At 65.9% G+C, this 23,815-nt stretch carries 21 protein-coding genes; 11 read left to right on the top strand and 10 right to left on the bottom strand.

Annotation, left to right across the window (positions count from 1 at the left end):
• Positions 1-4: 4 nt before the first annotated feature.
• Positions 5-553, bottom strand: coding sequence for a DoxX family protein (locus FBY33_RS17735; RefSeq protein ID WP_142031664.1), 549 nt, complete (start codon positions 551-553; stop codon positions 5-7).
• A 276-nt stretch (positions 554-829) separates the two neighbouring features.
• Here FBY33_RS17735 and FBY33_RS17730 point away from each other — a divergent pair, with 276 nt between their 5' ends.
• Together FBY33_RS17730 and rsrA are read left to right on the top strand one after the other, a co-directional pair.
• Positions 830-1,603, top strand: a complete 774-nt coding sequence (locus FBY33_RS17730; RefSeq protein ID WP_235010606.1) for a sigma-70 family RNA polymerase sigma factor — start codon at positions 830-832, stop codon at positions 1,601-1,603.
• Positions 1,600-1,860 (top strand): mycothiol system anti-sigma-R factor, encoded by a 261-nt coding sequence (gene rsrA, locus FBY33_RS17725; protein WP_142031662.1) that lies wholly within the window; start codon positions 1,600-1,602, stop codon positions 1,858-1,860. The genes FBY33_RS17730 and rsrA overlap by 4 nt, the downstream gene beginning before the upstream one ends.
• 102 nt (positions 1,861-1,962) lie before the next feature.
• On the opposite strand, the gene FBY33_RS20960 is transcribed toward rsrA, so the two are convergent.
• The 5 genes from FBY33_RS20960 to FBY33_RS17705 all read right to left on the bottom strand — a co-directional run bounded on the left by FBY33_RS20960 (position 1,963) and on the right by FBY33_RS17705 (position 8,103).
• A complete protein-coding gene (locus tag FBY33_RS20960; RefSeq protein ID WP_369299106.1) occupies positions 1,963-2,037 on the bottom strand; it encodes a 50S ribosomal protein bL37 in 75 nt (24 codons plus the stop codon).
• A 123-nt stretch (positions 2,038-2,160) separates the two neighbouring features.
• Positions 2,161-2,622 (bottom strand): PadR family transcriptional regulator, encoded by a 462-nt coding sequence (locus tag FBY33_RS17720; RefSeq protein WP_142031661.1) that lies wholly within the window; start codon positions 2,620-2,622, stop codon positions 2,161-2,163.
• Positions 2,622-3,455 (bottom strand): DUF4097 family beta strand repeat-containing protein, encoded by an 834-nt coding sequence (locus FBY33_RS17715; protein ID WP_142031660.1) that lies wholly within the window; start codon positions 3,453-3,455, stop codon positions 2,622-2,624. Before FBY33_RS17715 ends, FBY33_RS17720 begins: the two co-directional genes overlap by 1 nt.
• Positions 3,456-3,537: 82 nt before the next feature.
• Positions 3,538-4,137 (bottom strand): GDSL-type esterase/lipase family protein, encoded by a 600-nt coding sequence (locus tag FBY33_RS17710; protein ID WP_056334984.1) that lies wholly within the window; start codon positions 4,135-4,137, stop codon positions 3,538-3,540.
• A 156-nt stretch (positions 4,138-4,293) separates the two neighbouring features.
• The gene (locus FBY33_RS17705; protein WP_142031659.1) at positions 4,294-8,103 is read right to left on the bottom strand and encodes a multifunctional oxoglutarate decarboxylase/oxoglutarate dehydrogenase thiamine pyrophosphate-binding subunit/dihydrolipoyllysine-residue succinyltransferase subunit; all 3,810 of its coding nucleotides are present in this window, start codon (positions 8,101-8,103) and stop codon (positions 4,294-4,296) included.
• Between the two features lie 595 nt (positions 8,104-8,698).
• On the opposite strand from FBY33_RS17705, the gene FBY33_RS17700 reads away from it, so the two are divergent.
• The 5 genes from FBY33_RS17700 to FBY33_RS17680 all read left to right on the top strand — a co-directional run bounded on the left by FBY33_RS17700 (position 8,699) and on the right by FBY33_RS17680 (position 13,850).
• On the top strand, positions 8,699-10,033 hold the full coding sequence (locus FBY33_RS17700) for a hemolysin family protein (RefSeq protein ID WP_142031658.1): 1,335 nt from the start codon (positions 8,699-8,701) through the stop codon (positions 10,031-10,033).
• Positions 10,030-11,109, top strand: a complete 1,080-nt coding sequence (locus tag FBY33_RS17695; RefSeq protein ID WP_142031657.1) for a hemolysin family protein — start codon at positions 10,030-10,032, stop codon at positions 11,107-11,109. Before FBY33_RS17700 ends, FBY33_RS17695 begins: the two co-directional genes overlap by 4 nt.
• A 67-nt stretch (positions 11,110-11,176) precedes the next feature.
• A complete protein-coding gene (locus FBY33_RS17690; RefSeq protein WP_142031656.1) occupies positions 11,177-12,154 on the top strand; it encodes a metal ABC transporter solute-binding protein, Zn/Mn family in 978 nt (325 codons plus the stop codon).
• Complete coding sequence (locus tag FBY33_RS17685) at positions 12,151-12,966, top strand: metal ABC transporter ATP-binding protein (RefSeq protein WP_142031655.1); 816 nt, start codon at positions 12,151-12,153, stop codon at positions 12,964-12,966. The genes FBY33_RS17690 and FBY33_RS17685 overlap by 4 nt, the downstream gene beginning before the upstream one ends.
• The gene (locus tag FBY33_RS17680) at positions 12,966-13,850 is read left to right on the top strand and encodes a metal ABC transporter permease (protein ID WP_142031654.1); all 885 of its coding nucleotides are present in this window, start codon (positions 12,966-12,968) and stop codon (positions 13,848-13,850) included. The genes FBY33_RS17685 and FBY33_RS17680 overlap by 1 nt, the downstream gene beginning before the upstream one ends.
• Here the strand turns inward: FBY33_RS17680 and FBY33_RS17675 are convergent.
• On the bottom strand, positions 13,828-14,289 hold the full coding sequence (locus FBY33_RS17675; RefSeq protein WP_142033014.1) for a Fur family transcriptional regulator: 462 nt from the start codon (positions 14,287-14,289) through the stop codon (positions 13,828-13,830). The genes FBY33_RS17680 and FBY33_RS17675 overlap by 23 nt on opposite strands.
• Before the next feature lie 118 nt (positions 14,290-14,407).
• Between FBY33_RS17675 and FBY33_RS17670 the strand changes: the two genes are divergently transcribed.
• Complete coding sequence (locus FBY33_RS17670; protein ID WP_142031653.1) at positions 14,408-15,064, top strand: MBL fold metallo-hydrolase; 657 nt, start codon at positions 14,408-14,410, stop codon at positions 15,062-15,064.
• Here FBY33_RS17670 and FBY33_RS17665 read toward each other — a convergent pair.
• Positions 15,061-16,170, bottom strand: coding sequence for a PLP-dependent cysteine synthase family protein (locus FBY33_RS17665; protein ID WP_142031652.1), 1,110 nt, complete (start codon positions 16,168-16,170; stop codon positions 15,061-15,063). The genes FBY33_RS17670 and FBY33_RS17665 overlap by 4 nt on opposite strands.
• Positions 16,171-16,278: 108 nt before the next feature.
• Here FBY33_RS17665 and FBY33_RS17660 point away from each other — a divergent pair, with 108 nt between their 5' ends.
• Genes FBY33_RS17660 through FBY33_RS17650 form a run of 3 tightly spaced genes read left to right on the top strand, consistent with a single transcriptional unit; the run spans position 16,279 to position 18,781 of the window.
• Positions 16,279-17,193 (top strand): sulfurtransferase, encoded by a 915-nt coding sequence (locus tag FBY33_RS17660; RefSeq protein WP_142031651.1) that lies wholly within the window; start codon positions 16,279-16,281, stop codon positions 17,191-17,193.
• A complete protein-coding gene (locus FBY33_RS17655) occupies positions 17,190-18,350 on the top strand; it encodes an NAD(P)-dependent alcohol dehydrogenase (protein ID WP_142031650.1) in 1,161 nt (386 codons plus the stop codon). The genes FBY33_RS17660 and FBY33_RS17655 overlap by 4 nt, the downstream gene beginning before the upstream one ends.
• Positions 18,347-18,781, top strand: a complete 435-nt coding sequence (locus FBY33_RS17650; protein WP_142031649.1) for an HIT family protein — start codon at positions 18,347-18,349, stop codon at positions 18,779-18,781. The genes FBY33_RS17655 and FBY33_RS17650 overlap by 4 nt, the downstream gene beginning before the upstream one ends.
• Before the next feature lie 14 nt (positions 18,782-18,795).
• Here FBY33_RS17650 and FBY33_RS17645 read toward each other — a convergent pair whose 3' ends face one another.
• On the bottom strand, positions 18,796-19,779 hold the full coding sequence (locus tag FBY33_RS17645; RefSeq protein ID WP_142031648.1) for a beta-ketoacyl-ACP synthase III: 984 nt from the start codon (positions 19,777-19,779) through the stop codon (positions 18,796-18,798).
• Between the two features lie 30 nt (positions 19,780-19,809).
• Positions 19,810-23,769, bottom strand: coding sequence for an ATP-dependent RNA helicase HrpA (hrpA, locus tag FBY33_RS17640; protein ID WP_142031647.1), 3,960 nt, complete (start codon positions 23,767-23,769; stop codon positions 19,810-19,812).
• Positions 23,770-23,815: the final 46 nt, after the last annotated feature.

The following is a 23,815-nucleotide window of genomic DNA, read 5'->3' as shown; positions in this document are numbered from 1 at the left end:
GTGTTTATGCTCCCGTGGCGTGTTCGACGGCGCGGCGCACGGCCTTGTCCGCCTTGTTCAGTCTCTTGGTGGTGGTCTTGCGGGCGTCGGCGGCCAGATGCGAGGCATTCCTGCGGGCACCGGCCGCCAGGTGCTCGGCGCGCCAGGCCAGGCCGGGCTTGCCAGCGGTGTCAACGGAAGCGAGCAGGGCGCCGCCGCTCAGCGAGAGGTTCTTGAGCAGCTGGTTCCGGCGGCCTTCGCGCCCTTCCTTGCTGCTGATGTCCGCACTGCGCCACTCAACAAAGGTGTTCAGGAGCGAAATCACCGTCAACAGGCCGGCTGACAGCCGGGAGAACTTACCAAGGCCGAACAGGACACCGGCTCCCACCTGGGTCCCGCCGATGACCCGGGCGAGGGTCTTTTCGTTCGCTTGGAAGGGGAGCGAGGCTGCGGCCTTGCGCAGCAGCGGTGAGAGCTGCTGTGCGGTGTCGTCGGCGTTCCTGAGCTTATCCAGTCCGGCAAGAACGAAACTGGAGGCAAGCATGGGCCGTGCGAGGGTGCGGACAAAGGGCATGGATTTCCTCCTGGATGGACGAGCCGCGGCGAGCGGCGGAGTCGGTCCTAGTCTTGCACTTTTGGGGAATATTTGCCCGTGGGAGGCGGTTATGGCAAACGGGTCCGCGACACGGGGCCCGACGATCATTCACCCGATACAGAGCGGAGTTGGCCCTTGGGGAAGGTGTTGGACGGAACCAGGCAGGCGGGACCGGTGGCAGTGGACAAGCTGGCCTCAGAGCCGCCGGAGTACGGCATGCCCCGTGCAGGGAGCCTGACAGTAGACTTGAAGGCAATGAACACCCTGGACCCGGCCGTTGCGGCCATGTATGAGGCTACCCCCGGCGAAGTGAACGGGAAGGCCGGTTCCGCGCCCGTGCCTGCCGGACAGGCAGGACCTGTCCCGGTGGCCGCTGACGCGGAAACCGGGGACGGCGCGCTGGACGTCTCCACCGAGAGCGTGGAACAGCGCCGCCTTCGCTTTGAACGCGACGCCATGCAGTACGTCGACCAGCTGTACTCCGCTGCCATGCGCATGGCACGGAACCCGTCCGACGCGGAAGACCTGGTGCAGGAGGCCTACACCAAGGCTTTCTCCGCCTTCCACCAGTACAAGCCGGGTACGAACCTGAAAGCCTGGTTGTACCGGATCCTGACCAACACATACATCAACCTCTACCGGAAGAGGCAGCGCGAGCCGTTGCAGTCCAACTCGGACAGCATTGAGGACTGGCAGCTGGCACGGGCGGAATCACACACCTCGAGCGGGCTGCGTTCGGCCGAGGCTGAAGCGCTGGACCACCTCCCGGATTCGGACGTGAAGCGGGCGCTGCAGGATATTCCGGAGGAGTTCCGCCTGGCGGTTTACTTCGCCGACGTGGAGGGCTTCGCCTACAAGGAAATCTCAGACATCATGAACACGCCTATCGGCACGGTGATGTCCCGGCTCCACCGCGGCCGGCGAATGTTGCGGGACATGCTCGCGGAATATGCCGCCGAGCGGGGATTCAAAACGGCCGCCGATGCCTCGGATGCGGCAGGAAGCAAAGCACAGGAGAACAGGAAATGAGCGACTGCCAGGGATTGGGCGATTGCGACGACACCCGGATGCAACGCATCTACGAATACCTTGACGGGGCACTGACCCGCGAGGACCTTACGGAAATCAAGAACCACCTTGATGACTGCCCTGAGTGCACGGAACAGTATGACCTGGAGTGCGTCATCCGCAACATGGTCAAGCGTTCCTGCACGGAGTCCGCTCCGGACAACCTGAAGAACGCCATCCTGGACAGGATCCACGCCATCCGTCCCGTGGAGGCATAGGCATAAGCCGTGTGAGCGGAACAGGGCCGCAGACAGCAAAGGACCCCGGAAGCCGATTGGCTTGCGGGGTCCTTTGCTTGAACCGTAGTTCCTGGCATTTGCCTAGGTGTTGGGGCGCTTCCCGTGGTTCGCGCCGCCACGCTTACGGTCACGACGCTTGCGTGCACGCTTGCTCATAGCTGGCCTCCTTACTGTTGGTACTCAAAAAGAGCTGCCCTCAAGTCTCCCACATGATGTGGCGGCCCGCGAACCGGGAAGGGCGGATGACCTGCGGCAGCGCGGCAGGAGGAGACGCCGGGCCTAAGACTGGAGGGTGCTGCGGATGGCAGCGCGGGCCTGGTCCAGGGCTGCCCTGACGGTTTCCAGTGTCCCGGGGCTGATGGGACGGTGTATGCCCTGCTGCCGGAGGTCTGCGCACAGCTCGTCGCGGAACTTCTGCACCATCAGTTCCACGTCCAGCCTCTGCAGGGAGGCCGCGATGTCATGCTCGACCCCGGCCACATCCTCCCGGCGCCGGTCCAGTTCGGCAAGGCCGTCGGCGGTGATGCGGTAGTTGGTGCGCCGTCCGGCCCGTTCGGTGGCCACCAGGCCGTCCTCCTCGAGCTTGCCCAAGCGGGGGTAGATGGTTCCGGCGCTGGGGGAGTAGGTCCCGCCGAACCGGTCCTTGAGCGCCTTGATGAGCTGATAGCCGTGCTTGGGCCCGCCTTCCAGCAGGGCCAGGAGATAGAGGCGCAACGCACCGTGTGCGAAGACGGGCGGCATCAGCCGTGGGCTTCCCCGCCACCGTCAACAGGTTCGGGAGCGTGGACGATGGTAGTCCTGCCCGACACCGAATTGGTCCGGACGAGCATCAGTTGCCCGTCCGGACCGGCAATGGTTTCCACTTTGCCGTTGGCCAGGAGGCACTGCCGGCCGTCAAGGATCACCGCTCCGCCGGCGGATTTGGCCACGATATCGGCGCCGACGTCGTGCGGCATCCTGATGGTAAGGTCCCCGGACACCGAGTTGGAGCCGAAGTCGCGGGTAAAGCCGAGCAGCTCGACGCTGAGGTGGCCGCTCACGGTGTTGGTGCGGACATTGGTGAAGTGGCCGGAGGCGGTGACCGTTCCGGAGACACTCTTGGCGGTGAGCACGCCGCGGTGGTTCCTCACGTCCACGCTGCCGCTGATGGTGGTCACCTGCAGCTCGCCGGTGGTGCTGTCCGCCACCACCGAACCTGACACGGTGTTCAGCCGGACATGGGCGGAGACGCCCGAAATGAGTCCCTCACCGCTGACGGTACCTGCCTCGACCTCCACCCCTTGGGGAACGGCGATGGTGATGACAGCGGAATTCTCGCTGTTGTGGTTGACCGTCTCCATGAGGTTCTTGAACCAGCCCTGGGCACCGTGCAGCTGATGCCGCACTTCCAGCCTGCCGCTGTTGAGCGACACGGCCACCGGATCGCCGTGCACCTCGGCAAGCTCCAGCCGGACCCCTGGTCCGGAGTGCGTTACGACCTGAAACCTGCCCCGGACCATGCCCAGCTTCAAGGACGTCACGCCGTCGATGTCCATCGTTTGCGCCTCTGTAACAGTCCAGGCCTGCCCGGTCATGGTCCCCTCCATAAGACGATATATCGCGTTTCAGTCCAACGTAATGCTGCCGCGAGGCGGGGTCAAGGTATCTCGAAAGGGGTTACTGGGGTGCATCCAGGCGGAGCCACTGGAACCAGCCGCGGTGCAGCACCAGCCATGCCATGAGGCCATACCCCGCCTGGCCGGGGGTTCCGCCGTTGGCCGCAAGATCCTGGCGCCACTGTTCGTGGTTCAACAACGGCGAGAACGTGTCGACATAGAGGTGCTTGCGGCGGGTGGTGACGTCGGCGAAGGCGGTGTTCAGTTCGTCAAGCCGCCGGTTCTGCGCCGGATCAAGTGTCGGAGGCGGCCCCACAACAAAAACCTCGATCCGGTTCTGGGAAGCCGAGTCCAGGATGTTGGCCAGGTTCAGCCTGCTCCGTGCCGTGGAGAGGCCAAACTCGATGTCCCGTCCGGACAGGCCGATGACCAGCCTGTTCTCCGCCTGCGCGCTGAAACGCCGGCCGGCTTCATCCAGCCAGCGCGCGGCCAGCCCCTCCGTACCTTCCTGCGGACAGGGGAGGGAGTAGCTTTCCAGGAGCATGCCGTCCTGGGGAGTGCGGGCCAGGACGCGGCCCAGCCAGCCAAGCGCCCTGGGATCGCCCAGTCCGGCCAGCAGTTCGTCTCCTACAGCTGCGATCCGCAGCTTCCTGTCTTCCACGCGTTCCTCTTTACTTCGGTACGGGTTTGCTTCGGTACGGCCGCTGCATCGTCGCCGCCGCTGCTGCGGAGGTACGGGGCGGCGCTGTTCATCCCATTAAACAGAACTGCCCGGCCGGAGTCTGGTATTTCGACTCCGGCCGGGCAGCCTTACTGCTTACTTCCGTGCAAATGCCTGCTTCAGCAGGACATCCTGTTCCGCGGCGTGCCGCTTCATGGAACCGGCAGCCGTGGAGGCGGATGCCGGCCGGGACACCAGACGGACGCGGCGGTCGAGGGCTTCCGGCAGGTTGAGGCCGATGAACGGCCACGGTCCCTGGTTGGCCGGCTCGTCCTGGGCCCAGACGACGTCGGCATTCGGGTACTTGGCAAGCTCCGCAGCGATCTCCTCGTGCGGCAGCGGGTAGAGCTGCTCCACGCGGACAATGGCCGTGGTCTTGTCGCCGGTCTTCTGCCGGGTGGACAGAAGATCGTAGTACAGGCGGCCGGACACCAGCAGGACGCGTTCGACGGCGGTCGCCGGCAGCTGCTCATGCTCACCGATGACGGGGCGGAAGGTGCCGTTGGTGAAGTCCTCCACGGACGACGCGGCAGCCTTCAGGCGCAGCAGCTGCTTGGGCGTGAAGATGATCAGCGGCTTCCGCGGGCGGTTGTACGCCTGGCGGCGCAGCAGGTGGAAGTGCGAGGCCGCCGTGGTGGGGTTGGCCACGATCATGTTGTCTTCTGCACACAGCTGCAGGAAGCGCTCGATCCTCGCCGAGGAGTGGTCAGGTCCCTGGCCTTCGTAGCCGTGCGGGAGCATCAGGACCAGCGAGGAGCGCTGGCCCCACTTCTGCTCGGCAGAGGAGATGAATTCGTCGATGATGGTCTGCGCACCGTTGACGAAGTCGCCGAACTGGGCTTCCCAGAGGACCAAGGCATCCGGGCGCTCCACGGAGTAGCCGTACTCGAAGCCCATGGCAGCGTATTCGGACAGCAGCGAGTCATAGATCCACAGCTTGGCCTGGTCGTCGGAAAGGTTGCCCAGCGGCAGCCATTCCTTGCCGTTGGCGCGGTCGTGGAAGACAGCGTGGCGCTGCACGAACGTGCCGCGGCGCGAGTCCTGGCCGGCGAGGCGTACGGGCACGCCTTCCATGATCAGGGAGCCGAACGCCGCAATTTCGCCGAAGCCCCAGTCGATGCCGCCCTGACGGGACATCTGCTCGCGCTTCTCCAGCAGCTGCTTCAGCTTCGGGTGGACCGTGAAGCCGTCGGGAATCTCGACGTGTGCCTTGCCGATCCGCGCCAGGGTCTCGGCGCTGATGGCCGTGGAGACCGGAGCGCTGACGCTGGAATCGGACTGCTGTGCCATGGGCCGCTCGATATCGGACACGGCGGCGGAATCCGCGGTGACGATCGGGATGGGGGAGGTCTGGGCGGCGTGGGTCTCGGCAAAGACCCGCTCCAGCCGTTCCTGGTAGTCGCGGAGCAGCTGCTCGGCTTCTTCCTCCGTGATGTCCCCACGGCCGATCAGCGACTCGGTGTACAGCTTGCGGACGGAGCGCTTGGCCTCGATCAGGTTGTACATCAGCGGCTGGGTCATCGAGGGGTCGTCGCCCTCGTTGTGGCCGCGGCGCCGGTAGCACACCATGTCGATGACGACGTCCTTGTGGAAGCGCTGGCGGAATTCGTAGGCAAGCTGGCCGATGCGGACAACGGCCTCGGGGTCATCGCCGTTCACGTGGAAGACCGGTGCCTGGATCATTTTGGCAACGTCGGTGGAGTACGTGGACGAGCGCGAGGACGACGGGGCGGTGGTGAAGCCGACCTGGTTGTTGACCACGATGTGGATGGTTCCGCCGGTGCGGTAGCCGCGCAGCTGGGAAAGGTTGAGCGTTTCCGCCACCACGCCCTGGCCGGCGAAGGCAGCGTCGCCGTGGACCATGATGGGCAGGACAGGGAACGATTGGCCCTGGTCCAGGCGGTCCTGCTTGGCCCTGACAATGCCTTCGAGGACGGAGTCCACGGCTTCGAGGTGCGACGGGTTGGCGGCCAGGTAGACCTTGGTCTCCTTGCCGTTGTCCGACGTGAAGGTGCCCTCGGTGCCAAGGTGGTACTTGACGTCACCGGAGCCCTGGACCGAGCGGGGATCCTGCGTGCCTTCGAACTCGCGGAACACCTGGGCGTAGGTCTTCCCGGCGATGTTCGTCAGCACGTTGAGGCGGCCACGGTGTGCCATGCCGATGGCAACCTCGTCCAGGCCGTCGTCGGCTGCATCGGACATGATGGCGTCCAGCAGCGGGATCAGGGACTCGCCGCCTTCCAGCGAGAAGCGCTTTTGCCCAACGAACTTGGTCTGCAGGAAGGTCTCGAAGGCCTCGGCCGCGTTCAGCTTGGAAACGATCCGCAGCTGTTCTTCGCGGCTGGGCTTCGAGTAGGGGTGTTCCAGCTGGTCCTGGAACCACTTGCGCTCGGCAGGCTCCTGGATATGCATGTATTCGATGCCGGTGGTGCGGCAGTAGGCATCGCGCAAGACACCGAGGATGTCACGGAACTTCAGCATCGACTTGCCGCCGAAGCCGCCGGTGGGCCACTCGCGGTCCAGGTCCCAGAGGGTCAGGCCGTAGGTGAGGACGTCGAGGTCCGGGTGCTTGCGCTGGACGTACTCCAGGGGATCGGTATCCGCCATAAGGTGTCCGCGCACGCGGAAGGAGTGGATCAGCTGCTGGATCCGGGCCACCTTGTTGATCTCGTCTGCCGGATCCACCTGCAGGTCCGGGCTCCAGCGCACGGGCTCGTAGGGGATGCGCAGGGCTTCGAAGATCTCGTCGTAGAAGTTCTGCGCACCAAGCAGCAGCTGGTGCACCAGCTTGAGGAACTCGCCGCTGCCGGCGCCTTGGATGACGCGGTGGTCGTACGTCGAGGTCAGGGTGAGGACCTTGCTGATGGCGTTGTGCGCGATGATCTTTTCGCTGGCGCCCTGGAACTCGGCGGGGTAGTCAAGGGCGCCGACGCCGATGATGGCGGCCTGGCCCTTGGAGAGGCGCGGCACCGAGTGCACGGTGCCGATGCCGCCGGGGTTGGTCAGGGACACGGTGGTGCCCTGGTGGTCGTCAGCGGTGAGCTTGCCGTTGCGGGCGCGCTTGATGAGGTCCTCATACGTGTGCCAGAACTCGGCGAAGTTGAGGGTCTCGGCCTTCTTGATGTTCGGGACCATGAGCAGGCGGGTACCGTCGGGCTTGGGCATGTCGATGGCGATGCCGAAGTTGACGTGTGCCGGCTGGACTGCGACAGGCTTGCCGTCCACCTCGTCGTAGTAGACGTTCATCGACGGGAACTGGGACAGCGCGCGGATCACGGCGTAGCCAATGAGGTGCGTGAAGGAAACCTTGCCGCCGCGGGCGCGGGCGAGGTTGGAGTTGATGACCACGCGGTTGTCGATCAGCAGCTTGGCGGGAATTGCGCGGACGCTGGTGGCGGTGGGCACCTCAAGGCTGGTGACCATGTTGGTGGCGATGGCCTTGGCCGGTCCGCGGAGGACGGAGACGACGTCCTCCTCCGGCGCCGTGGGAGCCTTGACGTTCTTGGGCAGCTGCGCAGGAATGGGCTGCGAGCCGGTTCCTGCTTCGGTCTTCTTGCCGCCGTCGCGTGCCTCCGTGGCGGGGGCCTTCTTCACGGGTGCAGGGGCCGCTGCCGGAACGGCGGGCGCCGGGGCGGCCGGGGGAGCGGCAGGGGCTGCGGCCGGCGACGGTGCCGAAGCAGAGGGTGCCGGCTTCACCACGGGGAGTTCCCGGGTAGGAGGGTTGGCAGCGTGAGCGGAATTTCCGTTGTTGGAAGAACCGTTACCCGAGTCGAAGGATTCAAACAGTGGCCACCATTTGGCGTCCACAGCGTTCTTGTCCTTTTGGTACTGCTCGTACAGTTCGTCCACGAGCCACTCGTTCCCGCCAAATTCCTCTGGTAGACGGTGGCTTGGCTGCTCTGGCACTTGAAATACGCCTCTTCCATGAGTTTGATTTCTCTTTGGCCCCCCGGTGCTTCAGCACTGCGATCGAACCAGTCTCTGCGTCCTCTGAACCCAGACCCTTTGCAAGTCTAGTGAGCATCTTGTGTTAACTGCCAATAAGGGTGACCCAAATCATGAAGTGACGTTCGCGGGGCTAAATGCAGGGCTAAAAAAGCGTCCGAATATGGGCCCAGGGACGGGCAGCCCCGCACCCCGCCATGCCTTGCCGGCAGCCCCGGGAAGCGCTTGGGGGCCGGAAAACGTGCCGGTCCCGGACACCCTGCCGCGCATCAGGGGAGGGGGTGCGCTCCTGTAGACTGAAAGTCTTATGGACAGTAAATCTAGGTGCCGGCCTGGGCGCTGTCAGCGGAGCTCCAAGAGAAGCACCGCGCAGTCCGCCCCCAGTGCCGGCAAACCCCGACAACGCGCCCATCACCAGCCAACGGCCCAGCTTGCCGCGACCTGCACGGAGCGGTCATCGCGATCCGCCGACCATCCTCCGCCGGGCCGAAACAGCTTTTCCCCTCTCCGTTCGACTGCCCTTAGGCCGCTTTCGGCACTCAGGGCGGGATGCTGAATGGAGTGGCTCCTCCTGGCAGCAGGCTTGCTGCTGATCGCCGGCACCGGATTCTTCGTTGCCGTCGAGTTCTCCCTCATCGCCCTCGACCAGTCCACTGTCCAGCGCGCCATTGACGACGGCGACACCGGCGCCGCGCCGTTGCTCGCCTGCCTTAAATCGCTGTCAACGCAGCTCTCAAGCTGCCAGCTGGGCATCACCCTGACCACGCTGCTCACCGGGTATGTCATGGAACCCTCGGTGGGGCACCTGCTCGAGGCGCCGCTGGCCGCCGTCGGACTTCCGGCCGTGGCCGTGCAGTCCATCTCGCTGGTCCTGGCGATGGTGGTGGCGACACTGCTGTCCATGCTCCTGGGCGAACTGGTGCCCAAGAACATGGCGATTGCGCTGGCGTTTCCCGTGGGCCGGGCACTTGCCGGGCCACAGCTGGTTTTCACGGCCATCTTCAAGCCCGCCATCCTGGTCCTCAACGGCTTTTCCAACAAGGTCCTGCACATCTTCGGGCTGGAAGCCAAGGAGGAAATCTCCGGAGCGCGGACTCCGGCGGAGCTTGCCTCCCTGGTCCGCCGGTCCGCAGCGATGGGAACGCTCGACGCCGGAACCGCCAACTTCATCGCCCGCACGCTGAATTTCTCGACCCGGACGGCCGCTGACGTCATGACGCCGCGCATCCGGCTTGAGACGATCGACGCCGACCAGCCGGTCTCCGATGTGGTGGATGCAGCACGGAGGACCGGATACTCCCGGTTCCCCGTCATAGGTGATTCCGCCGATGACATCCGGGGCCTGGTGCATGTCAAGAAGGCCGTCGCTGTGCCGTGGGAACGGCGCCGCAACCTTGAAGCCGGCGCCATCATGACCGAGGTGCTGCGGGTGCCCGAGACCATCCATCTTGATTCTTTGCTGGCCGAGCTGCGGGAGGGAAACCTCCAGCTGGCCGTCGTGCTCGATGAATATGGCGGCACGGCAGGCATCGCCACACTTGAGGACCTCGTGGAGGAAATCGTGGGCGAGGTGGCGGACGAACACGACAGGGTCCGTCCCGGACTCCTGCAAAGCGCCTCCGGCGACTGGTACTTCCCCGGGCTCCTCCGCCCGGATGAGTTGTCAGAACAGATTCCGGGCTTGAGCGTTCCGGACGAATCAGCCTACGAGACCGTGGGTGGCTACGTCATGAGCAAGCTCGGCAGGATCGCCATGGTGGGTGACGCCGTCGACGTGGGCGGCGGGACCCTCAGCGTCACCAGGATGGACGGCCGCAGGATCGACCGCATCTGCTTCCACCCCACGGAACAACCCGCCGCGCAGGACGCCAATGACAGGAGCAAGCCATGAGCGACTGGGCCGGAATACTCTGGCTGGGCTTCCTCCTGCTGGGCAACGCCTTTTTCGTGGGCGCTGAGTTCGCCATCATGTCCGCGCGCCGCAGCCAGATCGAGCCTTTGGCCGATGCCGGTTCCAAGCGCGCCCAGACCACCCTGCGCGCCATGGAAAACGTGTCGTTGATGCTGGCCTGCGCGCAGCTGGGCATCACCGTGTGTTCGCTGCTGATCCTGCTGGTGGCCGAGCCGGCAATCCACCACCTGCTTGCCGCCCCCATCGAGACGGTGGGCCTGCCGGCGGAAGCCGCGGACGTTGCGGCCTTTGCCGTGGCCCTGATGCTGGTGACCTTCCTGCACGTCACCTTCGGCGAGATGGTGCCCAAAAACATTTCGGTGTCTGTGGCGGACAAGGCGGCACTGGTCCTGGCCCCGCCCCTGCTGTTCATCTCGCGGTTGGTCCACCCGGTGATTTCAGTCCTCAACTGGTCGGCCAACCACATCCTCAAACTCATGCGGATCGAGCCCAAGGACGAAGTGACGTCCTCCTTCACCCTTGAGGAGGTGCAGTCGATCGTCCAGGAGTCCACACGCCACGGGCTGGTGGACGACGACGCCGGGCTCATCACCGGTGCTCTCGAGTTCTCGGAGCACACGGCGGAGGACATCATGGTGCCGCTCGAAAACCTGGTCATGCTGGGGGCTTCCACCACTCCAGTGGAGTTTGAAAAAACCGTCAGCCGTACGGGGTTCTCCCGGTTTCCCATGCTGGATGACGAGGACATGCTCTACGGCTACCTCCACGTCAAGGATGTGCTGTCCATTCCGGAGTCTGCCTACGAGCTGCCGATTGCCGAGAGCCGCATCCGGTCACTGGCCAACCTGGCACTGGGGGACGAGATCGAAAAGGCGATGTCCGTCATGCAGCGAACGGGATCCCATCTGGCCCGCGTAATAGGCCCGGACGGCAGGACCCGAGGTGTGCTCTTCCTGGAGGACGTCATTGAACAGCTCGTTGGCGAAATCCGGGATGCGACGCAGGCCACCGGGATCCGCCGCCTGGGCCAGCCGAACGGAAGCGGACCTAAATAGGAATCATTCGCATTTAGGTATAGGCTTGCACTGTCATCCTCCCCATCTGTGTGAACTGAGGTTTTCCGTGCGCCGTACAGCCGCTGCCAGCTCTTTCCTTGCCGCCTTGACGGGACTTGGGCTGTTGCTGACTGCATGCAGTCCGCAACAGCCCGGAACTCCTGCCTCCGCACAGGGGATCAACGTCGTAGCCTCCACGAATGTGTACGGCGACATCGCCAGGACCATTGGCGGGGATAAGGTCAACGTCACCGCGATCATCAACAGCGCCGGCCAGGATCCGCACTCCTACGAGGCAACCGCCCAGGACCGCCTGACCGTCTCCAAAGCCCAGCTGGTCATCGAAAACGGCGGCGGCTATGACGATTTCCTCCATACCCTGGTGGAGAGCAGCAAGCTGGACAGCGGCTCCGTGCTGACCGCCGTCGAAATCTCCGGCCTTGCCCACCCGGAAGAGGAGACCCAGGCGGCGACCCCGCCGGCGGCGGAAGGTTCGGACGGGCACGATCACGGCGACTTCAACGAGCACGTCTGGTACAGCCTGCCGGCCATGGAACGGGTGGCCGACAGCGTTGCGGAGAAACTCGGCACGCTGGATCCCGGTTCCGCTGCCACATTTAGCGCCAACGCCGACGCGTTCAAGTCCTCCCTCTCCGGGCTGCACAGCCAGCTGGACGCCGGGAAAGCCGCGGCGGCCGGAGGCCAGGTTGCGGTCACCGAACCCGTCCCGCTGTACCTGCTCGAAGATGCGGGCCTGAAGAACGCCACGCCTGAGCAATACACTGCCGCGATCGAGGAGGGCACTGACGTGCCGCCCGCCGCCATGAAGGAAGCCACCGACCTGGTGGCGTCCAGGACGGTGCGGCTGCTGGCCTACAATGCCCAGACCGAAGGCCCGCAGACGGAAACCCTCAAGAAGGCGGCCCAAGCCGCAGGCGTTCCGGTGGTGGACTTCACCGAAACCCTGCCGGAGGGCAAGACCTACCTGCAGTGGATGACGGACAATGTGAACAACGTCAGCAAAATTCTGGAGTCAAACAGGTGAAATCCGTCGTCAGCCTCGAAGGGGCGTGCCTCAAGTTCGGTCAGCGCACGCTCTGGGAGGACCTGGACCTGGAGATCAGGCCCGGTGAATTCTTCGCCGTGCTGGGTCCCAACGGCAGCGGCAAAACCAGTTTCCTGAAAGTCCTCCTGGGCCTGCAGAAGCTGCACTCCGGAAAGGCCTCCCTGGGCGGACGGCCCGTGGAACGCGGCAGCAACCTGATTGGCTACATTCCCCAGCAAAAGTCCTTTCCGCAGGACACACCCATGCGTGCCCGTGACCTGGTGGCGCTGGGCGTCGATGGGCACCGCTGGGGCGTCCGGCTGTCGGCGGCCAAGACAAACCGCAAGGTGGACCAGCTCCTGGAGCTGGTGGGAGCTTCCGACTACGCCAAAGTTCCGGTTGGCCAGCTCTCCGGCGGCGAACAGCAGCGGCTGAGGGTGGCGCAGGCGCTGGCAACGGATCCCCAGGTCCTGCTTTGCGATGAGCCGCTGTTGTCCCTTGACCTGCACCACCAGCAGGCAGTCAGCGCCCTGATCAACAAACAAAGCCGTGAACACAACAGCGCCGTTGTCTTCGTTACCCACGAAATCAACCCCATTATCGACTACGTCGACCGGGTCCTGTACCTGGCAGGGGGGCGGTTCCGGGTGGGGACACCGGAAGAGGTCATGACCACTGAAGTGCTCTCCGACCTGTACGGCACCCAGGTAGAGGTGATCCACGCCAACGGGCGGATCGTCGTCGTTGGCCTTCCCGATGCCACCACCCACCACCACGCCGCGGCCGACGCCCTGGCGGGGGAGGCCGCGTAGTGGACGCCGACAGCATCCTCGGGGCCATCTTCAACTTCGACAACTACGGCGAACTGCTGGTGCTGGTCCAGAACTCCATCTGGGCGGGCGCCATCCTGGGGCTCCTTGGCGGCCTGGTGGGCACGTTCGTCATGAAGCGCGACCTTGCCTTCGCGGTCCACGGCATCTCCGAACTTTCCTTCGCGGGCGCCGCCTTCGCCCTGCTGGTCGGCGCGGACGTGGTCTTCGGCTCGCTCATCGGATCAGTGGCCGCAGCACTGCTGCTGGGCCTGATGGGAGTCAGGGCCAGGGACAAGAACTCAACCATCGGCGTGATCATGCCCTTCGGCCTGGGCCTCGGAATCCTGTTCCTGTCCTTGTACCAGGGCCGCGCCGCGAACAAGTTCGGGCTCCTCACGGGGCAAATCGTCTCCGTGGATACCGTCCAGCTCCAGGCCCTCGCCGGGACCGCCGTCGTGGTCATGCTCGTGCTGCTGGCAATCTGGCGGCCGCTGAACTTCGCCAGCGTGGATCCCGAGCTCGCCGAGGCGCGGGGAGTCCCGGTCCGCACGCTGGCCATCGTGTTCATGGTGGTCCTGGGCGTCAGTGTGGCCTTGTCCATCCAGGTGGTTGGCGCCCTGCTGGTGCTTGCCCTGCTGATTACGCCTGCGGCCGCGGCGCTGCGGGTCACGTCCTCGCCGGTAGCGGCGGTGGTCCTGAGCGTCATCTTCGCGGTCACTGCAACCGTGGGCGGAATCCTGCTGGCATTGGGCGGACGGATCCCCATCAGCCCCTACGTCACCACATTGTCATTCCTGATCTACGTGGTGTGCCGCGCCATCAGCTCGGTGCGCGACGCCCGCGGCATCAACGGGCGGGTCCTTACAGCTTCCCGGCGGCCTTAAGGGCGGTGCACTCCGGGCACAGGCCAAAAATTTCCACCGTGTGGTCCACCTCGGTGAATCCATGGTCCGCCGCCGTGCGCACTGCCCACGTTTCGACGGCGGGTGCTTCCACTTCCACGGCCTTCCCGCAGTTCCTGCACAGCAGGTGGTGGTGGTGGGCAGTGACGGCGCAGCGCCGGTACACCGCTTCGCCGTCGCCATTGCGCAGCACATCCACCAGTCCCTCGTCGGCGAGCGACTGCAGGATCCGGTAGGCAGTGGCCAGTGACACGGACACGCCCTGGTTCTGCAGGATCCGGTAGAGCTCCTGCGTGCTGACGAAGTCGTCCAGGTGGTCCAGCGCCGCGCTGACGGCCTTGCGCTGCTTGGTTACGCGCTGTTCCCTGCCGCCTCCTGCCGGGGATGGGGCGGCGGAATCAGCCTTGACGCCGATCGGCATGGACGAACTCGCTTCCGTGGGGGGCAAACACCAAGATTACCAGCCGGAGCTTCGGCGGCGGGGCCGGGGACGGCAGGGTCCGTGGACACGATTCCGGGGCGGACCCTAGGCTGGCGCTATGAAGCTGACCAAATACACCCACGCCTGCATCCGGCTCGAGAAGGAAGGCAGGGTCCTGGTCCTGGACCCCGGCACCTTTTCCGAATCAGCCGAGGCGCTGTCCGGGGCGCAGGCCGTCCTGGTGACCCACGAACACCCGGACCATATCGACATCAAGGCCGTGGTGGCCGCCCTTGACGGAGACCAGGGCCTGGTACTGTACGCCCCGCACGGCGTCGCCGAACAATTGCGGGGGGAAGCTCCGGCTGCGGCAGACCGCATCCACACGGTGGAACCCGGCCAGTCCTTCCAGGCAGCCGGCTTCGATATCCGCAGCTTCGGCGGCCAGCATGCCCTGATCCACCCGCAGATCCCCGTGGTGGCGAACATCGGTTTCCTGGTGGACGGCAACGTGTACCACCCGGGGGACTCGTTCGTCATCCCGGACGGAATCCCGGTCCGGACGCTCCTGGTCCCGCTGCACGCGCCGTGGAGCAAATCCGCCGAGGTGGTGGACTTCGTCATCGGGGTGCGGGCGCCGCGCGCATTCCAGATCCATGACGGGCTGCTCAATGAGAACGGCCTGGGCATCGTTGAAGGCCACGTCAAGCGGATCGGCGCCAAGTACGGCACCGAGTACCGGCACCTGGCGGCCCGCGAATCCGTGGAGGTTTAGGCAGGAGCGCCGGTCCACTCGCCGGTGTCCAGGAAGCGCGAAATCACTGCCTCGTACGGCGCGGGATCCAGCCCCCGGGAAGCCAGCCAGTCCTGGTTCCAGTAGGTCCCCGCGTACCGTTCGCCGCCGTCGCACATCAAGGAGACGACGCTGCCCCGGCGGCCCTCCGACAGCATCTGCGCCACCGTCTGCCAAGCTCCCCACAGGTTGGTGCCCGTGGACGGGCCCGCGTGCAGCCCGGCGAAAGAGTCCAAGTGCCGCATCGCGGCGATCGAGGCGGCATCCGGGACCTGGACCATGCGGTCGATCACCGAGGGGATGAAGCTCGGCTCCATCCGGGCCCGGCCAATCCCTTCGATCCGCGAGGGGCGGGTGGGGCGTCCGGCTGTTTCCCCCAGCCAGCCTGGATAGAACGCGGAGTTCTCGGGGTCCACCACCAGCAAGCGTGTTGCATGGCTGTGGTAGCGCAGGAACCGGCCGATCGTGGCACTGGTTCCACCCGTGCCGGCGCCCACCACGATCCATTCCGGCACCGGGTGCTGCTCCAGGCTGAGCTGGCCGAAGATGGATTCGGCGATGTTGTTGTTCCCGCGCCAGTCCGTGGCCCGCTCCGCGAACGTGAACTGGTCCATGTAATGCCCGTTGCAGGTGGCGGCCACTTCCTCCGCCGTGGCATAGACATCCGAGGCGTTCTCCACCAGCAGGCAGGAGCCGCCGAATTTTTCGATCAACGCGATTTTTTCCGGGCTGGTGGTGCGTGCCATCACGGCAACAAAGGGGAGCCCCAGCAGTTGGGCGAAGTAGGCTTCCGAGACCGCCGTGCTGCCGCTCGAGGCCTCCACGATGGTGGTGTCCGCCCGGATCCAGCCGTTGACCAGGCCGAACAGGAACAGGGACCTGGCCAGCCGGTGCTTCAGGCTGCCGGAACGGTGGGTGGATTCGTCCTTGAGGTACAGCTGGATGCCCCACTGTTCGGGCAGCGGCACGGAGTACAGGTGGGTGTCCGCGGAGCGGTTGTTTTCGGCCCTGATGGTCACGATGGCCTGGTCGGCCCAGTCCCGGTCCGAGCCGTCATGGTTCCTGCCGGTGCTGCCCTCAATCGTCACCAGTCCAGCCTACCCGCGGCACCGGGAGCAGCCCGTCTAGAGTGGGACCGTTGGCCGGCCAGGTACGATGTTCCGCATCGGCCGCCCCATGCAATAGAAGGAGCACCGATGAAACCCTTGATGGACGTTCCCGCCCTGGAAGCCAGGTTGGCCGCCGGGCACCGCACGGTGCTGCTGGACGTGCGCTGGGTGCTGGGCGATTCCCACGGCCGCGACCACTACCTCGCCGGGCATCTGCCGGGCGCGGTGTTCGTGGACCTGGCCTCCGAGCTTTCGGATCCGGCGGTTCCTGACCGGGGACGGCACCCCCTGCCGTCCGCCGGACAGTTCCAGGAGTCGGCCCGGCGCTGGGGCATCAGGAGGGGCGACGTGGTGGTGGCCTACGATGACAGCTCGAACATGGCCGCCGCCCGGGTGTGGTGGATGCTCCGTGATGCCGGCCTGGACAAGGTTTACCTGCTCGACGGCGGCCTGGGCGCGTGGCGTGCCGCAGGCCTGCCCGTCGAAGCGGGCCCCGTCCATCCCGCGCCGGGTGACGCGGAGCTGGGCAGCGGACACATGCCGGTGGTCGACGCCGGGGCTGCCGCCGCCTGGCCGCGCCATGGCCTGCTGCTCGATGCCAGGGCAGGGGAACGGTACCGGGGCGAGGTTGAACCCGTTGACCCCCGGGCCGGCCATATTCCAGGAGCCTTGAGTGCCCCCACCACGGGGAACGTGGACGACGGCGGGCGGTTCCTTTCCCGGGCAGAGCTGCGGCGGCGGTTCGAATCCCTTGGGGTCGCTGCCGGCCGGCCCGTGGCCGTCTACTGCGGCTCCGGCGTGACGGCAGCCCATGAGGTGGCTGCGCTGGAACTCGCGGGGATCCCGGCCGCGCTGTACCCCGGCTCCTTTTCGGAGTGGTCCAACCGGCCGGAACTGCCGGTGGCCACTGGACCGGAAGCGGGTGCCGCGGCGGGAGAGACCGGAGATGCCGGAAGGCCGGCTGGAAACTCCGCCGGCGGCGAGGGTACGGTCGCACTATGACACCAGGACGCCCCGTACCGCCGCCCCTCGCCAAACCCCTGAGCCCTGCCAACCGCACGGGTACGCCCGCGGAAGACGCCGGCGTGCGCGCCGCAGCCTACGGTGCAGTCTCCCCGGACAGTGGATTGGTGCCGCTGACCGTGGACCGGCGTGCTCCCAAGCCGGACGACGTGGAAATCGCGATCGAGTTCTGCGGGCTCTGCCACTCCGATGTGCACGCCACCCGCGGAGAATGGGGCAGCCAGGCGTACCCGCTGGTTCCCGGCCACGAAATCGTGGGAACCGTCAGCAGGGTGGGTTCTGACGTTACCGACTTCGCCGCGGGCGACCGGGTGGGTGTGGGCTGCATGGTGGACTCCTGCCGCGAATGCGACAGCTGCCTTGACGGCCTGGAGCAGTATTGCGAAAACGGCATGACCGGCACCTACGGGGCGAAGGACCGGCGGAACGGCGATGCCATCACCCAGGGTGGATATTCCTCGTCCATCGTGGTGGACCGCCGCTACGTCCTTCGCGTACCGGCGTCACTGGACCCGGCCGCCGTCGCGCCCCTCCTGTGCGCCGGCGTCACCACCTTCTCGCCGCTGCGGCATTTCGACGCCGGGGAAGGGGACGTGGTGGGCGTCGTCGGACTTGGCGGGCTCGGCCACATGGCCGTCAAGCTTGCAAAGGCGATGGGAGCGAAGGTGGTGGTGTTTACCACGTCGGAGTCCAAGGTGGCGGCGGCGCTGGAGCTGGGCGCGGACCGGGTTGTCCTGTCCCGCGATGAAGCCGCCATGGCCGCCGCGGACCGCACCGTGGACCTCATCATCGATACCGTTGCCGCCCCCCACGACCTGAACCCCTTCTTCCGCACGCTGCGGGTGGACGGGGCATTGTTCCAGCTGGGGCTGCCCTCCGAAGCCATGCCCCCGGTCAACCCGGGTGCCCTGATCCGCCGCAGGATCGCCTATGCGGGATCCCTGATTGGCGGTATCGCCGAAACCCAGGAGATGCTGGATTTCTGTGCTGAGCACGGCGTGGTGGCCGACATCGAGGTGGTGTCCGCCGGCAGGCTGAATGAAGCTTACGACCGGATGGTCGCAGGAGACGTAAAGTACCGGTTCGTGCTGGACGCCGGCACACTGCACACAGCCGCCGAGGAGGCAGACGCATGAGCACGCTGTTCACGAAGATCATCAGGGGAGAGATTCCCGGCCGGTTTGTGTGGCGCGAGGACGACGTTTCGGCGTTCCTCACCACCGGCCCGCTCGCCGACGGCCACACCCTGGTGGTCCCCACCGAGGAAGTGGACCGCTGGACGGACGCGTCGCCGGAAACCCTTGCCAAAGTCATGGAAGTGGCACGGCGCATCGGCGCGGTCCAGGTGGACATTTTCGGGGCCCGGCGGGCGGGCCTGATCGTGGCGGGCTATGAAGTCAACCACCTGCACGTCCATGTGTGGCCGTCGCAAAGCATGGCCGATTTCGACTTTGGCTCCGCGGACCAGAACCCGGACCCTGCCGTCCTGGACGCCAACGCAGAGAAGCTGCGCGAAGGCCTCCGCGCCGCCGGGTACGGGGAGTTCGTACCCGGCGGCCAGGGATAAGCCGGGCAGGGACATCAGTCCCGGCGCGGGGTCATCGCCACCATGCCGGCGTAGGTGAAGCCGCCGCCGAAGCCGAAAAGCAATGCGGGGACGTTCGCCGGAATCCGCCCGGAGTGCCACCATTTGCTCAGTCCGAGCGGCACGCTGGCGGCGGAGGTGTTCCCCGACTCGGTGACATCGGTGATAACGATCCGGTCCGTGAGCCCCAGTGCCTCCGCGAGCGGCTCGATGATGCGGAGGTTGGCCTGGTGGGCGGCCAGGACCTGGATGTCGTCCAAGGTGAGCCCGGCCTTGGCCACCGTTTCGCGGGCACGTTCCGGCGCCTTGGTCAGGGCCCAGCGCAATACCTCGCGCCCGTTCTGCGAAAACCTTCCCGAGGGCGGAGAGATCCGGACAGCGTCGGCCATGCCGCCCTCCGAACCCCACACCACCGGGCCGATCCGGGGCGTCCCCGAAGGGCGCACGACGGCGGCGCCGGCGCCGTCGGCGGTGAGTATGGCGGTTGCGCGGTCCGTCCAGTCGGTCACCGACGAAAGGGTTTCGGCGCCGACCACGATCGCGTGGGAGGCACTTCCGCTGCGGATGGCCTGGTCGGCCACGCCAAGGGCGTACTCAAAACCCGAACAGGCCGTGTTGACGTCCATGATTCCCGGGCCGCGGCCGTCCCGACCCAGCCCCAGCGCGTCCGCCACCCGGCCTGCGGTGTTGGGGGAGCGTTCGGCGGCCGTGGTGGTGGCCACCACCACGAGATCGATGTCCCCGGCCGCGACGCCCGAATCAGCCAGAGCCATCCGGGCCGCTGGAATGGCCAGATCCACCACGGTCTCGCCCTCGCCGGCAATGCGCCGTGTGACGATCCCGGTGCGCTGGCGGATCCATTCGTCGCTCGTCTCCATCATGCCTTCGAGCTCATGGTTGTCCATGATGCGCGAGGGCTGGGCGTGGCCGAGGCCGGCAATCTCGGTCCCTGCCGGGCCCTGGGCAAGCGTGAGCTTCATTGGATTCCTCTCATTGGTGGCTGGCCGCCGCTAGGCGGGGGCCAGTGCTTTGTTGAGCACGGCGCGGATCCGCTTTTCGGATACCGAATAGGCCGTGCCGAGCTCGACGGCGAACAGGCTCACCCGAAGCTCCTCGATCATCCAGCGCACCTGGGTTAACTCACGTCCCGCACGGCGTCCGGGCAGAAGTGCCGAAGCGGCATGGTCGTAATCGTCCTCAAGCCGCTGGACCGCAGCCATGTTGAGGGCGTCGCGCTGGACGTTGCCGGGCAGGCGTTCCAGCCGCTTCTCGATGGCCGCCAGGTACCTGGGCAGCTGGCTGAGCTGTGCGTAGCCCGTGCGTGCCACAAACCCCGGATACACCAGCTGCTCCATCTGGCTCTTGATGTCGTTCAGCGCGCTGATCAGGGCGAGGCTGGTGGTGCCCTTGAGCTGCTTTTCGATCCGGCGGGTGCTGGCCAGGATGCGCTCCACCACGGCGGTCACCGTGAAGACGGTGTCGATCAGTTCGGCGCGCACCACCTCATAGAGCTGGTCAAAGGCCTTCCGGTCCCACGGGAGGTCCGCGGGCGTGAGTTTGTCGATGGCCGCCAGCGCGCAGTCGGCAATCAGGGCGGACACCGAGCCGTGCGGGTTCTGGCTGAAGGTGAGCTTTTCCGTGTTGCTCAGATGCTCCAGGACATAGCGGTCCGGCGCCGGAACCCGCAGGGCCAGCAGGCGGATGACACCAGCCCGCATCGCGTCGAGCTGTTCCTCCTGCGTTTGGAAGACCCGGAGCGACACTGACGCGCCCTTGTCCACCAGTGCGGGGTAGCCGGTAACCGTGTGGCCTTTGACCATGCTGCTCACCTGGCGCTCGACGGTGCCGAAGGTCCATTCCTTTAGGCCCTCCTGCTCCACGAACCCGGCCGCGGCGGCGGCTCCCGGCACCCCGGCCGCCTGCTGCCGTCCGGGTGCCCCGGCGTCGGGCGCCTTGCCGTTCCCGCGCTGCCCCTTGCCGCCGGGCGCGGCGGAGGCCGGGGTGGCGCCGAGCGATTCGGCAATGGCACGCCGGGTGGCGGGGGCCAGCCTCTCCTGGAGTTCCGCCAGGTCCTTTCCTTCGCCGAGGACCTTGCCCTTGCTGTCCACCACCTTGAAACTCACACGCAGGTGGGCAGGCACGGCATCCCAGTTCCAGGAACCGGGCGGGATGATGGCACCGCGGATCCGCCGCAGCGCGAGCTCCAGCGACGGCTCCAGCTCATCCTTGGCCGGATCGAAGTCCGACTCCAGCAAGGCCACCGCCTGCCGGGCAACATCAGGGGCAGGAACGAAATTCTTCCGGATCTGCTTGGGGAGCGACTTGATCAGCGCCGTCACCAGCTCCACGCGCTGGCCCGGGATCAGCCAGCGGAACGGACCGTCATCCAGCTGGTTGAGGAACAGGACAGGAACTTCTGCCGTGACGCCGTCGGACGGATTGGGCGGCGAGCCCGGGGCGACGGGGTGGAACTCGTACGTCAACGGAAGCTCGAAGCCCTTGTGCAGCCAGGTCTTGGGGTATGCCGCTTCATCAAGGTCGTCGGCGTCGTCGCTGAGCAGCAGCGACTTGTCGTAATCCAGGAGGTCGGGGTTCTCCCGGCGGGCGTCCTTCCACCATTTATCGAAGTGCCGTTCGGACACCACGTCGGGGCCGATCCTGGCGTCGTAGAACTCGAACAGCGTCTCGTCGTCCACCAGCAGGTCGCGGCGGCGCATCCGTGCCTCGAGTTCCTCCACCTCGTGCAGCAGCGCCTGGTTGCGGTGGAAGAACTTGTGGTGGGTCTTCCAGTCGCCCTCCACCAGTGCGTGGCGGATGAACAGTTCCCGGGCCACCACCGGGTCCACCGTGCCGTAATTGATCCGCCGCTGGGCGATGATGGGAACGCCGTAGAGGGTGACCTTTTCGTAGGCCATCACGGCGCCCTGCCGGGTGGACCAGTGCGGTTCACTGTAGCTGCGCTTCACCAGGTCCGGCGCCACCTGCTCGGCCCACAGGGGATCGAATTTGGCGGCCACCCTCGCCCACAGTCGGCTGGTTTCCACCAGCTCGGCTGCCATGACGAACGTGGGGGACTTCTTGAACAAGGCGGAGCCCGGGAAGATCGCGAACCGGCTGCCGCGGGCGCCGGCGTATTCGCGCTTGCGCTCGTCCAGGATCCCGATGTGGCTCAGCAGCCCGGAAAGCAGGCTGATGTGGATCCCGTCATGGTTGCCCGCCGGATCGGCCAGGCGCTTGTTGTCCAGGAAAATCCCCAGCGGCCGGGCGAGCTGGCGCAACTGGGCGAAAAGGTCTTGCCATTCCCGCACGCGCAGGTAGTTGATGAATTCGGCGCGGCACAACCGGCGGAAGGCTGACGACGACAGCTCCTGCTGTTTCTCCTGCAGGTAGTTCCAGAGATTGAGGTAGCCGGTGAAGTCCGAGTTCTCGTCCCGGAAACGGTTGTGCTTTTCCGCGGCCAGCTGCTGCTTGTCCGTGGGCCGTTCACGCGGGTCCTGGATGGTCAGGGCGGCCGCCAGGACCATGACTTCGCGGACGCAGCCCCGTTTCCCGGCTTCCACGATCATCCGGCCCAGCCGGGGATCGACAGGCAGCTGGGCGAGTTTCTGTCCGACGGCGGTGAGTCCGCCGCCTGCCTCGGGCCTGCCGCCCTTTCCCTGGGAGCGTGGGGGAGCCAGGGCGCCCAGTTCGCGAAGGAGGGTGACGCCGTCGTTGATGGCCCGGGTTTCCGGCGGCTCGACGAAGGGGAACTCCTCAACGTCCTTGGGGCCTTTCGCCACGCCCATGGCGGTCATTTGGAGGATGACGGCAGCGAGGTTTGTGCGCAGGATTTCCGGATCCGTGAAGCGGGGCCGGGATTCGAAATCCTCCTCCGAGTAGAGGCGGATGGCGATGCCGTCAGACACGCGGCCGCAGCGGCCGGAGCGCTGGTTGGCCGATGCCTGCGAGACGCGTTCGATGGGGAGGCGCTGGACCTTGGTGCGGTGTGAATACCGGGAAATGCGGGCCGTGCCGGTGTCGATGACGTACTTGATGCCGGGGACCGTCAGGGATGTTTCCGCCACGTTGGTGGCCAGCACGATCCGGCGCTTGCCGCCCGGGTGGAACACCTTGTGCTGCTCCTGGAGGCTTAGGCGGGCGAACAGGGGGAGGATCTCGGTGTTGGCCAGTCTGCGGTTGGACTGGATACGGGCCTGCAGTGCGTCTGCAGCATCGCGGATTTCGCGCTCACCGGAGAAGAACACCAGGATGTCACCCGGTGCCTCAGCTGCGAGTTCGTCCACGGCATCGCAGACGGCATCCAGGGGGTCGCGGTCCTCCTCAAGTTCATCATCCGAGGCCTCATCGTCCTCTGCCTTCGGCTGGGACAGGGGCCGGTAGCGGATTTCCACCGGATAGGTCCGGCCCGATACCTCGACAATGGGGGCGGGATTCCCGGGGGTGCCGAAGTGGTTGGCGAACCGTTCGGGATCGATGGTGGCCGAGGTGATGATGACTTTCAGGTCCGGCCGCTGAGGCAGGATCCGCTTCAGGTAGCCCAGGATGAAGTCGATGTTGAGGCTTCGCTCGTGTGCCTCGTCAATGATGATGGTGCTGTACTTGCGCAGCAGCCTGTCCCGCTGGATCTCGGCGAGCAGGATGCCGTCGGTCATCAGCTTGACCTTGGTTGCCTTGCTTACCTCGCCCGTGAAACGGACCTGGAAGCCCACCTCCTGGCCGATGTCCACGCCAAGTTCTTCCGCAATGCGCTCGGCCACGGTCCGTGCTGCCAGCCGCCGGGGCTGGGTGTGCCCGATCAGGCCCTTCCCGCCCAGGCCAAGTTCCAGGCACATCTTGGGGATCTGGGTGGTCTTTCCGGAGCCGGTCTCGCCGGCGATGATGGTCACCTGGTTGGCGGCGATCGCGGCCATCAGGTCCTCGCGGCGCTCGGAAACCGGCAGCTCGGCGGGATAGGAGATATGAAAAGTCATGGCTGCAGACAGTCTACTGCCGGACAGAAACAGCCCTTCATTCGAC

This window comes from Arthrobacter sp. SLBN-112 (assembly GCF_006715225.1).
Taxonomy (GTDB): Bacteria; Actinomycetota; Actinomycetes; order Actinomycetales; family Micrococcaceae; genus Arthrobacter.
Note: the sequence above shows the minus strand (reverse complement) of the source record. Positions and strands in the feature narration are given on the sequence as shown.

Coding starts and splice junctions, on each gene's coding strand:
- FBY33_RS17660 (WP_142031651.1), top strand. CDS start 16,279: ATGAAACCCTTGATGGACGTTCCCGCCCTGGAAGCCAGGTTGGCCGCC.
- FBY33_RS17720 (WP_142031661.1), bottom strand. CDS start 2,622: ATGCCGCCCGTCTTCGCACACGGTGCGTTGCGCCTCTATCTCCTGGCC.
- FBY33_RS17730 (WP_235010606.1), top strand. CDS start 830: ATGAACACCCTGGACCCGGCCGTTGCGGCCATGTATGAGGCTACCCCC.
- FBY33_RS17670 (WP_142031653.1), top strand. CDS start 14,408: ATGAAGCTGACCAAATACACCCACGCCTGCATCCGGCTCGAGAAGGAA.
- FBY33_RS17700 (WP_142031658.1), top strand. CDS start 8,699: ATGGAGTGGCTCCTCCTGGCAGCAGGCTTGCTGCTGATCGCCGGCACC.
- hrpA (WP_142031647.1), bottom strand. CDS start 23,769: ATGACTTTTCATATCTCCTATCCCGCCGAGCTGCCGGTTTCCGAGCGC.
- FBY33_RS17675 (WP_142033014.1), bottom strand. CDS start 14,289: ATGCCGATCGGCGTCAAGGCTGATTCCGCCGCCCCATCCCCGGCAGGA.
- FBY33_RS17695 (WP_142031657.1), top strand. CDS start 10,030: ATGAGCGACTGGGCCGGAATACTCTGGCTGGGCTTCCTCCTGCTGGGC.
- FBY33_RS17650 (WP_142031649.1), top strand. CDS start 18,347: ATGAGCACGCTGTTCACGAAGATCATCAGGGGAGAGATTCCCGGCCGG.
- rsrA (WP_142031662.1), top strand. CDS start 1,600: ATGAGCGACTGCCAGGGATTGGGCGATTGCGACGACACCCGGATGCAA.
- FBY33_RS17735 (WP_142031664.1), bottom strand. CDS start 553: ATGCCCTTTGTCCGCACCCTCGCACGGCCCATGCTTGCCTCCAGTTTC.
- FBY33_RS17655 (WP_142031650.1), top strand. CDS start 17,190: ATGACACCAGGACGCCCCGTACCGCCGCCCCTCGCCAAACCCCTGAGC.
- FBY33_RS17645 (WP_142031648.1), bottom strand. CDS start 19,779: ATGAAGCTCACGCTTGCCCAGGGCCCGGCAGGGACCGAGATTGCCGGC.
- FBY33_RS17715 (WP_142031660.1), bottom strand. CDS start 3,455: ATGACCGGGCAGGCCTGGACTGTTACAGAGGCGCAAACGATGGACATC.